The 15409-nt window shown below is 48.1% G+C and carries 2 protein-coding genes; both read right to left on the minus strand.

The genetic code is table 11. The features are described 5' to 3' along the window. Positions 1-60 precede the first annotated feature (60 nt). Positions 61-13893 (minus strand): SDR family NAD(P)-dependent oxidoreductase, encoded by a 13833-nt coding sequence (locus tag E1163_RS29885; protein ID WP_155177438.1) that lies wholly within the window; start codon positions 13891-13893, stop codon positions 61-63. Between the two features lie 272 nt (positions 13894-14165). Then, positions 14166-15395 carry a hypothetical protein gene (locus E1163_RS29890; RefSeq protein WP_155177440.1) on the minus strand — a complete coding sequence of 410 codons (1230 nt, stop codon included), beginning with the start codon at positions 15393-15395 and terminating at the stop codon, positions 14166-14168. Positions 15396-15409: the final 14 nt, after the last annotated feature.

Raw genomic sequence — 15409 nt, forward strand, 5'->3', positions numbered from 1 at the left:
GTTGAAAGATTTCTTTGTATAGTATATGATGCCATTTTAGATCCCCCTGCGCGGTTATGATCATACCGCAGAGAAGGTGTCGTCTGCCTCTACAGCCAGGTCGCCAGGCAGTTCGTCCTGCACTACTCCTGCCGGACTGAATGCCCTTACATAGAAGTTTTTGATGCTGGCCAGCACATCACCGGCTTCATTGATGATCTTGATGTTAAACTTTTTGATATTGGCGTGTGCATGACCTTCGGCATCCACCTGCTCCACATAGGCATAGCAGGTGTGTGGCAATGAGCGGAATATCTCTATTTCGTCAATCGCGAAAGGTACATGGGGCACGGCTGCATCCATCTGCCCTACCAGGCCTGCCACCGTCTGCAAGGCACCATCCATGATGCTTGGATGGAGAATGAAGCGGTCAAAATCAGCTTTCAGGTGATCTGCCAGTTTCAGCTTTGACAAGGCAAAGGAGCCATTGACATAAAACTCCTGAATGGTCCGGAATGCCGCACCATAGTTAAAGCCTACCTGGCTGAAAACATCATAGTAGTGGGTACCATCCTGAGGTCCGGAGCACTGTGCTTTGAGTTGTTGCACGGAAAGATTTTCAATGCTGGCTGCATGGCCATTCTGAAAATACAGCCGGCCTTCGGAGTGTAATATCCTTTCATTTTCATCATCCAGCGAAGTGATCCTGAATTCGGTGCCACTTCCGCTAGGCTTTAGCGAGGTTTGTACAAACTGAGAGCCATTCCTGAAACTAAGCGGGTGCGCCCATACGATATCTTTGATCTTACTTACTTTCTGCTCTCCTGCCAGATTACCGGAGATGTTGGCCATCTCTATGAATCCGGAGCCGGGGAAGATCTTTTCACCATTCACCTGGTGGTCTATGGCATAGAACTCGCTATCCGACAGCAGGGAACTGAAGCTGATTTCCCTTAAAGTGGAAGAGTTATGTGAGACGAGCGGGTGCAGTTGTGCCTGTTGAGGTTCTGCTTTTTGCTTCCTTCCGGCCGGCTGGTCGGTCACCCAGTATCTTTGACGGGCAAACGGATAGGTTGGCAGCGAAATACGTCCGGGTTTGCTTTCTGCATATAAACCTTCCCAATCCACATCCACACCGGAAATCCACATTTGGGCCAGTTGATCCAGCTCTCCGGCCTCAAAAAGACCCCGGATCTCTTCTCCACGATCAGGCGCCCGCTTCCTGCCTTTGCGAGGGTCTATGGTAGCCTGATATACATGATCTGCGGTTTTCTGCTTTCTCCAGGTTTTCAAACGGTCGATAAGCTCTGCTCTGTCGGCGGCTACCACGGCCAGCCTTTCCGGCATAGCTTCCCGCCCAACCTGCAGGGTAAACGACAGGTCCGCCAGGCTTACGTGCTTTTCATTGCCTGCAAAGGTGAGCAAGCGATCAGCATACTCTTGCAGGCGCTCGTTGTCTTTTGCTGAAAGCACGACCAGTTGGGGTATTTTCTCTTGGTTATGCTGCATGGGTTTAGGTTTTTTATATTCTTCGAGTATCAGGCACGCATTCACACCACCGGCTCCAAACGAATTGATGAGTGCTCTTCGCGGGGCACCGGGGGCCGGGTCCCATGGAGACAGTTGATGTTGAAGGTAGAATGGAGACTCTTTGAATTCAATATTGGGGTTTACTTCCTCTGAATTAATGGTTGGTACCAGTTGGCGGTGCTTCATTTGCAACAGCACTTTGGCCACTCCGGCTATGCCTGCCGCCGACTCGGGATGCCCGATATTGGCTTTGACTGATCCCACCGGGGCAAACTGCTTTTTCCCGGTCTGCTTCCTGAAGGCATTGGTCATGGCTACGATCTCCAGACTGTCACCCAACTGTGTACCCGTACCGTGGCCTTCAATGTAGCTTATGGTTTCGGGGTTAATGTTGGCCTTGCGCAAAGTCTGCTCAATTAAATTGGCCTGGGCATTCGGGTTGGGCGCAGAGTATCCGTTAGACCTTCCGCTGTGGTCATAAGCACTTGCCGAAACCACTGCATAGATCTGGTCGTTGTCTGCAATGGCTTTGCTGAGTGGCTTCAGCAGCACTGACCCTACACCTTCGCCTGGTACAAACCCATCATCACCGGCACCGTAACTAAAGCACTTTCCGGTGCGGGAGATCATGCGGTTTTTGCAGAATGAATGGTACTTCGACGGATGCAGGTATAAATTCACCCCACCGGCCACGGCCACCTGGCACTCTTGTTTTCTCAGGCTTTCACAGGCCAGGTGTATGGCTACTGAAGAGGAAGAACAAGCCGTATCAACTGGCATACTCGGGCCGTTAAAATCGAGTAAATAAGAAACCCTGTTGGCAATAGACCAGGGGTGTGCGCTTGGCGTGGTATTTCCATTGCTCCACTCCTCTGCGGCAAGCAGGTTGTATGTATTGGTAGTAACACCTACAAAAACCCCTACATTGGCACTTTTGGCTTTAGCATGTTTCTTTTTCAGGCTTTCTTTGGTGTATCCGGCATCTTCTATAGACGACCAGACCGATTGCAGGAACAGCCTCTCCTGCGGGTCCATGATCCTGGCTTCATCCGGGGTGATATTAAAAAACTCAGGATCGAATTTATCCACGTCATTGATAAAGCCTCCCCATTTGCAATAAATTTTACCTTCCCTGGCCTTTTCAGGATCTTCGTGATAGTAGGCCTCGCTGTCCCACCTGCTTGCGGGCACCACATCAGTGAGGTCTTTACCTTTTTTCAGGTTTTCCCAGTATTTATTGAGGTCTTCCGATTGCGGATAGCTTCCGTGTACGCCAATAATGGCAATCGGCTCGGTATCTTCGTATCTGGCGGGCGATGGTGCTGCCTCTCTGATCTCTACCCGGTGATGCTCTACTACCTGCACTTTTTCTTCGTATGAAGTAGTTTCCCGAACCTCTTCTTCTACTTCATGATCCAGACCCAGGAAGCTGATCAAAGCCTCTTTTTCATCAGCCACCATATAGGCAGCCAGTTCTTCTATGGTTGAGTATTCGTAGAATAAGGTCTTGGGCAAAGCGCCAAGGTCCCTTTCCAGATTAGCATTCAGCTTGCTGATCATGATGGAATCAATGCCGAAGGTCTCGAAAGGTTCCGTAGGATCAATGCGCCCGGGCTCGAGTTTGATCTCTTCGCCGATCAAAGCCTTGAGGTAGGCCTCGGTCTTTTCAAGAAGTTCCTCAGCATCCATGGCTTTGGCAGGGGCCGGTTTGCTCTTTTCAACCTCTGTAACCATATGCCCGATGTAAGGCTTGATCCTTGATGAAAACCCGTAAAGGGGAACACCTTGTGAAAGATCAGACATGAGGAATTCTTCGAGGTACTGAATGCCTTCCTGCACAGGTAAAGGACACAGTCCGGCCTGTTGCTCGATCATAGCTACTTCCTCATCAGCAATGTGCATACCACCTTCTTCCCAGTAAGTCCAGTTGACAGACAGGGTTTTGCCGGTGCGCTTTTGTGCTTTGACCAGGCTTTCCCTGTTTTCTGCAAATGAATCGAGGAAATGGTTGCCATAGGCATAATCGCACTGCCCCACGTTGCCCATCACTCCGGCTATGGAAGAGAACAGGATGAACACATCCAAATCCTCCTCACGGGTAGCCAGGTCAAGGTTAATGGTTCCGTAAATCTTCGGCGCCAGCACTTTGTCCATCTCCTCCCGGGATTTCCTGAGTATGAATGAGTCAATGTTGACCCCGGCACTATGAAGCACACCATTTACCTGTGAAAAACGTCCTTTTGCAGTTTTGACTACGTCTTCCATGTCTTCCAGGCTGGATGCATCGGCCTGTAGATAAAGGATTTCGGTCCCGTATGCCCTGAGCCGCTCAAGTTTTGCCTCCTGAGCTGCTTTTAGTTCAGAGCGCCCGAAAATCACGAGGTTGCACTGATAGTTCTTAACGAGGTATTCACTGAAAACAAGACCTAACCCTCCTAAACCGCCTGACACAATGTAGACACCATTTTGCTTTAACGGCAATTTGTCCTTAATGCCCTCTATGCGGACATACTGGGCCAGTTCCCTGACATAGCGGGTGTAGCCCTGTTTTTCTTCCCTGAATTTGTAGCGGACTTCATTTTTCTTCCAGTTTCCATCGTTGAATTCATCAACAATGATGCGGACTTTTTCTTCGGTTGGCACGCTGACGTCCTCACCGCGCTGAACCTCAATAGTTTTACCGTGGTAGTGAGGATTCTCCAAAGCAAGCGTTTTAAAGAAGCCTCCTAATGCGGCGCTAAACGGAGCCGCAACATCCTGACTATTAAAGATCGATAAAATTTGAACCGGGGCGTGATGCTTTTGTGCCATCAATGCTTTGCAGAGGTTAAACAGGGCAACGATGCCGTGGTTAACCTGACGGGTTACCTCATCTGTTTTTTCCAGACTGCCTGTATTCAAGGCCTGATGAACAACCCGGTAAGGAAGCTGATCTTTTTTGGCGAGGCTCTCTACCAGTTGCTTAAAATGATCTTCCTGCTGAAGGTCAAGGGTGTATACTGATGGTTCAACCTCCTGAAATGACTTGCCCGACTTGATGAAAATTACAGGCTTATCTTGTCCATATTCTTTCTGTATGGCTTCTAAAAGTTCATCTGTAGCATTCAGCATGAGGATCGGACTTTTCTCCGGGGTTTTTTCTTCTGATATGCCCAATGTTTGCTCCACCCAGTGCGGCTGATAGTGCAGCCTCCTCTTTTTCTCTTCTTCCGGTTCGCCATCGGTATCGATCTCCTGAACAACAAACTGATCCGTTGACAGTGAGAATGCCGGGGTTTTGATCCAGTACCGCTCTTTGGCAAATGGATAAGTAGGTAAGGAAACCCGCTTAGGCTGAGCATGTTGATAGAAAAGGGACCAGTCTATGTCAGCACCGGAAATCCATAGCTTCGCCAGCTTTTCCAGATTTCTGGTCTCCATGATCACTTTCAGATAGGCCCGGCCTTCTTCCCCTTCCAACAGAGCAGTGGCATCGGAGGGTGCGCTTTTAATATTGCCATGATAAGTGCCTTCCAGCTCGTTCACTGATTTTTTAGAGCCTGTCTCTTGCTGAACTGTCAGCCATTGTCGCAGTTTTTCTTCCAGTTCCTGCATGCTGGCTACTATTATGACCAGGCGCTCATTCATAGGGGTTCGCCCTACCTGAGCGGTGTACACGATGTCTGTCAGCGACGTCTCTTTGTTTTTGACCAGGAAGGCAAGCATTTTTTCTGCATACTTCAAAAGTCCATTTTGGTCTTTCGAAGAAAGCACGAAGGCCTGCGGTATACTATTTTCAGGTTCGTTTGCCTGAGTGGCTACCGTGTTATATTCTTCAATAATAAGATGGGCATTGGAACCTCCCGCTCCAAAAGAACTGATCCCGGCCCTTCTCGGGAACCCGTCTGGCTGTGCCCAATCTGCCAATTCACGCTGTACATAGAATGGCGATTCACTGAAATTGATGTTCGAGTTTAATATCTCTGCATGCAACGACGGCACCAACTGCTGATGCTTTAACTGTAGCAATACCTTGGTTACGGCTGCAATTCCTGCGGCTGATTCCAGGTGCCCGATGTTTGACTTCACTGAGCCTATGGGGCAGAATTGCTTTTTACCGTCTGCCTCTCCAAAAGCTTTGTTCAGTCCGGTAATTTCAATAGGATCGCCCAAAGCTGTGCCTGTACCGTGAGTTTCAATATAACTCAGCGTAGCCGGATCAATGTTAGCCTTTTTAAGCGATTCGATGATCAGGTCGCCCTGAGCAACAGGATTAGGTACGGAGTAGCCATTGGTTTTTCCTCCATGATTGATTACGCTCGACTTGATGACGCCATAAATATGGTCACCATCCTCAATCGCTTTATCCAGGGATTTGAGTAATACGGCCCCTACACCTTCACCGGCAACATAGCCATCACCACCATCGCCAAAACTTCTGCACCTGCCATCGCTGGCGGCAAAATTCCCCTGGCTCAACACCAGGTATTTGTGCGGATGAATGGACACGTTGACACCTCCGGCAATGGCTGCCTCAATATCTCCTTTCCTGATTTCCTCACAAGCCTGATGTATGGCGGTAAGTGATGAAGAACACATGGTATCCAGGGCAATGCTGGGGCCATGCAGGTCTAAGAAATAAGATACCCTGTTCGCTATGGAAGCATAAGACGAACCCGGCACTATAGCATTGCCGGTCAACATAGCTTCAGCGCCATAAAGCTGGTATTGGCCGTACATAACGCCGACATAAACGCCAACGCGTCCCATAGCCGATATGCCCTCTTTGCTATATCCTGCATCTTCAATGGTCTGCCAGGCCGCTTCTATGAAAAGACGCTCCTGCGGATCAATTAATTCTGCCTCTTTCGGAGATATGTTGAAAAACAAAGGATCGAATTTATCTACATCAGAAATAAATCCTCCCCATTTGCTATAGGTTTTGCCTGCCTGATTGCGCTTAGGATCAAAAAAGCGTTTGGTATCCCAGCGATCTTCAGGTATTTCGGTTATACAGTCTTTGCCATTCTTAAGGTTTTCCCAAAACTCATCCAAATTCTCCGATAATGGATACTTACCACTCAAACCAACTATAGCTACTTCCCTTGCCTTAACATTGGTTTCATTCCCGTTGAAGCGGTTGCGGGAAGCCAGCGTGGGTATCACCGGTTGCTTTTTAGCAGCCGCCTGAGGAGTAACTACCGGAGCAGGAGCTACTGTGTTGCCCTCAACCTTATCTAAAATGATCTGAGGATAGGATTTGGCAAGGAAGCCAGCCAGACTTTTAATCGTCTGGTACTCGAAAAACAGTGTCTTGGAAAGTGATCCAAAGGTTTCTTCCAGCATGCTGGTCAGCTTCATGGCCAGTATGGAATCGATGCCATAGTTCTCCAAAGGTGCTTTGGCATCAAGCTGGCTGACCGGTATCTTCAGGACTTCTGCAAACTCCTTGCGCAGATAGGTCACCGTTTTATCCAGCAGATTGCTGGCTTCTGCCTGAACGGTAGGAGTCGTCTCAGTGCTAATTGCACTTGGTGCCGGAGTAGCTTCCTCATAGCTGCTTTTGTCAAGATGAAGGATACGGCGCATTTTCTTCAGATCGCCTTCCATCACAAGCATTTGGCTACCTGATGATGCCAGGCTACTATAAAATGCCGCTACGCCGGAAGAGGCCTGCAATGGCTGTATGCCTGTAGCCTGCTCCAGCATGTCTATGTTTTCCTGATCAATACTCAGATGACCACCTTTCCACAATGGCCAGTTGATAGAAAGTGTTTGTCCATGTCTTGCCTTCTGCTCTACCAGTTGGTTGCGGTAAAATGCGTACTGATCCATGAAGGCATTAGCCGCGGCATAGTCTGCCTGCCCAACATTACCCATAGCGCCGGATAGTGAAGAGAAAAGGACCATGAAATCAAGCTCGATATCTTTGCTGGCTTCATCAAGGTTAACCGTACCGGTGACTTTAGGTGCCAGCACCTTGTTCACCTCTTCGCTCGTTTTCTTCAGAATAAAGCTATCCGAAATCATTCCTGCACTGTGAATGATACCATTGAGTTGCTTGTGTTCCTTCTTAACCTCAGCAACAACTGCTTTTACCAGATCCTGATCATTGAGATCCAGTTGTTTGTAGATAACCTGACCTTCATCTTTAGACAATGCAGTAAGCATAGCCTGCTTTTCTTTGGTTAGCTCAGAGCGACCGGTAAGTATAACCTTTGCTCCCTGAGTGTGCTTCAAGATTTCTTCGGCAAACAAGACTCCCAGAGCACCCAGACCACCAGTGATCAGGTAAACTCCATTATCCTTAAGCACCGCTTGGGGTTCTGTTTGGCCTACTGATACTTCCTCCCATTGCAGAACGTGAGCAGCATCTCCCTGATATTTAATGAAAGACTCTTCCGGCCTGTTCTGTGCTTTTTGAAGCTGACCTGCAAGTTCTTCTGCTGTGATATCGGGCTTTGTTAGTATGACCTGACCTGTAAGTTTAGGATTTTCCTGATTCGCGGTTTTCAGCAATCCTGAAAGTCCGGCCAATAATGTCTGATCTTTGTGATCAGGTACAACCACCTGAATCAGTACTTTCCCTTCTGGTTTATCTTTTATAATATTTTGTATTTGCTCAAATACGGCCACAACATACTCGCTGTAACGAACTGCTATGTTCCCTTTAGAAACTTTGAGCTGTAAGCAATGACTGTTATTCGTCAAACGCTCAAGCTCTCCGGCCTGGATAGCTGGCAATTCGCAAAGTATGACGTGCTTTTGCTCAAATGCCGACTGTGATACTGGCAACTGCATGTCGCAGGGTACCCAGACCGGCTTAGCCATTAAGGTGCCCTTTCCTTTATTTTGGGCATCAACAGCATCTACATTCAGTTGTCTGGACGACAGTCCTCTCATTTGGACGCATACATTGCCCTCCTGATCGCACAGGTCAATATCCAGCTTGGTAATGGCATCTGTAGGCTGACTTCCTTGGGCATAGCGAACCCATGCATACATGTTTTCAGTCGCCGGAGCTATGACACGGATAGTGTCTAACGCAAAAGGAACTGAGGGCTGTGAAGGAAGTGTGGTCAGGTCTTCTAACAAACCAAAAGCTGATTGCAATGCACTATCCATCAGGCTGGGGTGCAACATGTAATCGTGCTGGTCTAACGCTACCGCTTTAGGCAACTTCAATTGTGCCAATAGCTGTCTTTCTCCCTGATAAAGCACTTTTATGCCCTGATAGGCAGGTCCATAGTGCAGACCCATAGAGGTAAAGATCGGGTATAAGTTCTCTGCCTCAATTTTGCCTCTGGTCAATTTGCTTTTAAGCTCAGTGATATCCAGCGCCTGGCCTTCGGCATGGCTGGAAAATCTGGCTACTCCCTGGCAATGAACAACTTCCTGCTCATTGTCCCAACTGGAGATCTCAAAATTTATTTGTTCCCCTCCTTTTACAAAAAGGGCTATATCTACCTGCTTGTGTTCTTCTACCACTAAGGGTTGTGCCCAGGCGGTATTGTGCAATTCCAGCACTCCTGAACCCGGCTCAACGCCCGCGGCTCTTTCCACTGCCACCCGAGCCATTTCGAGGTAGGCCACTGCCGGCAGTATTTTAGCCGAATGTTCATCGCTGATTTTAACCTGATGGTCTGACAGGAAGAATTCCGCACCACTAAAAGTGGAGCTATAGCTTTGCCTGCTAAAATCCGACGTGTTGCTGTGTAGCAAAGGGTGAAGTGCTGAAGTCAGCTTTCCATTGACAACCCCCTGTCCGTTGTTCTGGGTATCGATCCAATACCTGTCTCTGGCAAAAGGATATACCGGCAGACTGATGCGCTTCGGCTTATTTTCACCGTAGAATTTCGCCCAATCCAGATTCAGGCCTTTAGCCCAAAGGTCCAGAAGTTTGGACAGTTTTCTGCGTGAGATCCACTTGTCTACGGTTTGTTCAAAATCACTGTCTGCGTTGAACAATGAAAGGGTATCGCTATCCTGGTCCGTTCGTCCCTGGTAGGTATCTTCAATATCCTCTTCTCCGTTGATGTAAGCCTGAAGTTTTTCGATCAGCTCATCTACTGAGCCGACCATGAAGCCAAGACGAACATCCATGGCCTCTCTCCCCACCTGTAGTGTATAGGCCATAGAAGCCAGGTCAATAGCTCCTACTTCTTCTTCCTGCTCTTTGGTTCTGGCATTTTGTAAGAAGTCGTAAAGATCGAGTGCTTTTTGTTTAAGCTGTTCGGGTGTTCTCGCCGACAGCGGGATGATCACTTTTGAGTCCGGGCTGGTAAATGTCACTGCCTGATTTTCCTCTGCCGGGGCAACATACTCTTCAATAATAAGGTGTGCATTGGCACCCCCTGCACCGAATGATGACAAACCGGCTAAACGAGGCACGCTAACACCATCGATTACAGGTTGCTCCCAGGGTTTCAGGGTTTGATTGACAACAAACGGTGTCTTATCAAAATCTATATTGGGATTTAATTTCTTCGAATGTAATGAAGGTACAATGCGCTTGTGCTTAAGTTGCAACAATACTTTCGTCAGGCCTGCAATGCCTGCTGCGGATTCGCAATGACCAATATTGGACTTGGCTGAGCCTAACTGACAGAAGCCAACATCCGATGTTTTGCGCTGGAACGCCTGGCTCAGTGCAGCAATCTCAATCGGATCGCCCAGCTTAGTTCCTGTACCGTGGGCTTCAATATAACTAACATGACGAGGGTCTGTATGGGTGGCTTCCAGTACATGACTGATGAGGTTCGCCTGTGCCTGCGGGTTAGGCACACTGTATCCATTGGTTTTACCACCGTGGTTAAGGGCGCTGCCTTTGATCACGCCGTAGATATGGTCGCCGTCACGAACAGCCTCTGAGAGTCTTTTCAGTACTACTACGCCTACCCCTTCACCGGGGATGTAGCCCTCTCCTCCTTCTCCAAAACTCTGGCAATGCCCATCGCTGGAAATGTACTGCCCGGAGCTGATAACCAAATATTTATTCGGGTGGATGCTTACGTTGACTCCCCCGGCAATACCCAAACTGGTCCTTCCTTCTTTCAGGTCCTGACAAGCGAGGTGGATGGCGGTTAATGATGACGAGCACATAGAGTCTACTGTCATGCTCGGTCCGTGCAGGTTCAGCACATAAGACACCCTGTTGGCAATACTGGCATAGCTTCCCGGAACGCCCATTCTTTTCCCGCTCTTGCTGGCTTCAATGCCGAAAAGCTGGTATTCACTATACATGACTCCGGCATAAACACCTACCTGCCCAGCCATGCCAAAGTCATGTGGCATTTGCAGACTGGTTTTGGTATATCCGGCATCTTCCATAGCCATCCAGGCGTGTTGTAAAAACAACCTTTCCTGAGGGTCAAGGATTTCTGCTTCCAGAGGCGATATGTTGAAGAACAAAGGGTCAAATTCATCAACGCCTTCGATAAAACCACCCCACTTGCTGTAGTGATGGCCGCCTTTGCTACGGTCTTCACTGTAATATTCCCGCCAGTCCCAGCGGTCTTTGGGTACTTCTATGATGCAGTCCTTTCCATCGCGCAGGTTGTTCCAGTATGCTTCGATGTTAACGGACTCAGGATAGCGCCCGCTCAAGCCGATAATGGCGATCGGATCGGTATCCACTTTTGGTGAGTTATCCGCCCCGACTTCGATATGACGCTGACGCCTGATCGACCTGGCTTGTAATGGTTGAGCCTGAGTTTTGACAGGGGTTTCATCGGATTTTTCAGCCGCTTTGATTTCACTGTTTTTCGTTGAAACAAAGAGTGAAGCCAGTTTAGCCGAATGTGATTTGATGAAGTAATCTGTAAGCTCTCGTATGGTCTGATACTCAAAAAAGAGCGTTTTAGGCAACGAACCAAATGTTTTCTCCAGTTGATTGGTCAGGTTCATGGCCAGAATAGAGTCGATACCATATTTCTCCAAAGGAGCATGCGGGTCGATCTTGTGTGCAGGGAGCTTAAATAACTCTGAGAGCTGCTTTTTGATGTAGTCCTGGGTTTTCTCCTCAAGGCTTCCGGCATCCATTTCAACCACCGGCTCATTCCCTTCGGTATCAGCAGGGCCGGCAGGCGTATTGATGATCTTTTCAGCAAAAAGGGCCTGGTGCAGTTGTTGCAAATCTCCTTCCATTACCAGCAGTTGGCTCTGAGACAATTCCAGACTCCTGTAGAAGGTACTCAGGCCAGTTTCTGTACGCATGGGACTCATGCCCGTGCTCTGACGAAGAATTTCCTCTTTTGAGGCATCTATCTTCATGCCTCCATCCTGCCATAGCGGCCAGTTGATGGATATGGTTCTGCCTGTTCGCTTCCCGGCATCTGCTAAGTGATTGCGATAAGCGGCAAAATGGTCCATGAAGCTGTTGGCAGTAGCGTAGTCGGCCTGACCGCTATTGCCTGTCATGGAAGATATGGATGAGAACAGAACCATGAAGTCCAGATCAATATCTTTGGTGGCTTCATCCAAGTTATAGGCGCCGGTAACTTTTGGGGCAAGTACCTCACCAAATTCTTTGGAGGTTTTCTTTAGTATGAAGTTATCGGCCACCATTCCGGCGCTGTGGATGATGCCGTGAAGTTGTCCGTGTGCTTTCTTAAGGGCAGCAATGGTTTGCTTTACTGCTTTCAGGTCAGTAAAATCCAACTGCTGATAGGTGACCTGACCTTCGGCGGCTCCAAATTCTTTGATTCCGGCTTGTCTCTCCTGCGTTAATGCTGATCTGCCGGTTAATATAATTTTAGCATTTTGGGTCTGTTGCAGGATCTCTCTGACAAATATTTTACCCAGACCTCCCAAGCCGGCAGTAATCAGGTATACGCCGTTGTCCTTAAAGGCTATTCTCGATGCTTTGTGGGCTATTTCCTCCCAACCCAGAACGTTGCGCGTGTCTTCTTCATATTTGACGATGGCATCCTTTGGTCTGCCGGCGCTTTCTTTCAATTGCACTGCCAACGCTTCTGCCTCCACCGTGGGAGAGGTAAGGATAACCTGTCCGATCAATTGAGGATTTTCCAACGCTGCTGTTTTCAATAAACCGGAAAGTCCTGAAAAAATGACTTTATCCTGTTCATTGGTGGCAACTACCTGAATAAGTACTTTCTCAGCAGGTTTATCTGCTAATATTGTCTTTACCTGCTCAAAGCAGGCCAGTGCATATTCATTGAATCGCTCAGCAATATTTTTGGTCTGCTTCGCCTCCAGATGCACAACTTTGGTTTGTGTTAGTATGTCCTCCAGTTGCTTTTCCTTCACTTCCGGCATCTCACACATGAGAACGTATCGATGTGAATAGTTTACTCCTGCATCGTCTGATGCACTAACCTCTGTGGTATGCCAGGCAGGAGCCGCAAGTATGGAGCCTTTTCCTTTTCTGGGTTCACCGGCTACCGCAATGTCTGTGTGAAGTATGCGGGAAGAAAATCCTCTCATCTGCACGGCTACGGTACCGTCTTTATAGCAAAGGTCTATATCCAGCTTGATGACTTTGTCATTGGGCTTGTTTCCTTCGGCATATCTCACCCAGGCAAACATCTCTGATTTACAAGCCTCGTAGATCTTCAGCGACTCGAGTGCAAAAGGTAACGAGGGTTGATCAGGTATTTGATCGAGGCCACCAAATAAGCCTATGGATGCCTGCAAAGCGCTGTCCATCATGCCTGGGTGGAGTACAAAATCTTCTGTGCCGGAGCTGTTCAGTCCGGGGAGGTTCAATTTCACCAGCAATTGGCCGCTGCCCTGGTAAATTGTTTTTATTGCCTGATGGGTAGGGCCATAATTTAACCCCAGCTTAGAATAGGCAGTATAAACGGGTCCTGATTCCAGTTTACCGGACTGCATTTGCGTTTTGAGCTTGTCGAGATCAAGCTTAACCGCAGCGGGTTTGTTGATCAAAATGGCCTGTCCCTGGCAATGGATCGTTTCGTTGATATCCCCGTTTTCAACCACCTCAGTGCTGTAGACTTCATATTGTATCTGGCCGTTGTCTATTTCTTTTTCGTCTGCAAACAGTGCGATGGTGACTTCTTTTGCCGCTCCGACGATCACGGGTTGCGCCCAGATGATATTGCGCAGTTCTATGGCTAATCCTTGTTGGGCAGGCATGGCTTTTTTGAAGGCAGTTCTGGCCATTTCGAGGTAGGCTACTCCGGGTAGTACCTTTTGTCCTTTGACTTCGTGGTCTTTCAGGAAAAATTCATTACCGGTAAAGGTAGATGTGAAGCTTTGCTGGCTTAGGTCTGAGGTATTGGTGTGCAGCAAAGGGTGTATGACCGCAGGTTTGCCATTGGAGGCTGACCGGTGGCTGAATTGCCTGATCAGGTCCAGTGCATTGGCTTTTGATAGTCTCTTGCTCTTCAACTCTAAAACTACATATTCTATGAAATCAATCATTTCGGTACTATCTATGAGGTTGTTGGTTAGTTAATCGTTGCTTTATTTCTGGTCTGCGCGTTGGCGCTCTTGCCAGAGGTTGCTTGTGTGTGCCAAAAAGGATCGCTTTCTATGGTTAGGCTTTCCTATGGCACATTTTCTTGCCGTTTTTGTACCCTGGGCTTTGCTACGCTGTCGCTGAAGCTTTAGCGTTGGCGTGCCCAGGGCTATTAGATTTGACCCTTACAGGGTCGGGATTATGGCTAAGGTATCTCCCTAAAAGTTCATTCACTTTACATAAAAGTCTTTTCAGAGAGTGTTTCGCCTACTTCGCAGGTGGATAGAAGGTCTTCGCGTTCTACGGTTTTGGCAAAATACATGACGGCCAGTTTGTCGGGCTTTGCCCGGAATACTACGGCGGAGTCCAGTGGGAAAGCTTGTTTGGCGTCGTATAATGGCAGGTGTAGTACCTGCTCGCAACCTTCCAGATCATGGCTTTCCTGGAAATCGCTCCAGCTACTGATCAGGCTGACTTTGCAGCGCAGGGCTTCCCCGAATTTGGGAAGGGGCCTGGACGCGGCTGGTACCGGCAATCCGGCCTGAAAAGCTTTTCTGATCCCTACCGGGTTGTGGCTGGTGTCATTGTCAAACAGCAGGCCACCGGCGTAGTTTCCGGCATCGTTACGACTAATGTCTTTTACCCAGCTTCGCAGGTTAACAGCCATAATGCAAATGCGGGAGTCGGTCACTTTGGCAAAGCTTGAGCTAATAATGTCGTTGGTAGAGATGTACTCAACTCCTGAATGTCCGTTCACCTGGTTTTTGGCAGAGGTGATCCTGTCAGGCTCTACATAAAAACCATAGCATTTTGTCTTTTTTCCAAAGAGGGCACCTTTTATCATGTTCATCACAAAGGGTGCGGAATGGAAAAATTTAAAGGACTTCTGCCCTACCACATCGGTAACTTTATTGGCGGCATCTTGTTTACGTTTTACTTCCAGTTGCTCTACAGGCTCGCTGGTAAATAGCTGGTTAAAGATCCTGTAATAAGTATAGCCGTCGGAAACCATGTGTGAAATAGAGAAAATAAGTGCAAATCCATTTTCAGTATGGATATCGGGCACTATGGTAAGGCGGCTGATGACGCCGGGCTTATTGATAAGCTGACCGCCTTTTTCAATGATGGCAGATTTGGCCTGTTTGAACAATTCTTCATAACCCATTTCCGAACCAATCTTAATGGTCGCAGGGTGTGGGTGAAGGATCTGATGGATATGCTCGTCTGATAACGTGCCTGACGGATAGGCAAGCTGTACATTTTTATGTTTTTTGTTCTTGATCAACCTTCCAGCCAACCAGGGATTAACCTTTACGATTTCCTTCAGCCGGGCACGGATGGTATCTGTTGCCTTGCCTTTGTCTCCTTTGTAAAATGTTATAGTGGTTATTCCGTTTTCGCCTTTAATGAACATGGATGATTCTTCATCCAGCAAGGGTATGATGGTTTCGCTATTACTTTGCATAGTTGGTTTATCTT

The sequence above is a fragment of the Fulvivirga kasyanovii genome (assembly GCF_009711405.1).
GTDB classification, from domain to species: Bacteria; Bacteroidota; Bacteroidia; order Cytophagales; family Cyclobacteriaceae; genus Fulvivirga; species Fulvivirga kasyanovii.

What these genes read in the sequence shown, in the direction of transcription:
- E1163_RS29885 (WP_155177438.1), bottom strand. Translation starts at nt 13,893, where the DNA reads ATGATTGATTTCATAGAATATGTAGTTTTAGAGTTGAAGAGCAAGAGA.
- E1163_RS29890 (WP_155177440.1), bottom strand. Translation starts at nt 15,395, where the DNA reads ATGCAAAGTAATAGCGAAACCATCATACCCTTGCTGGATGAAGAATCA.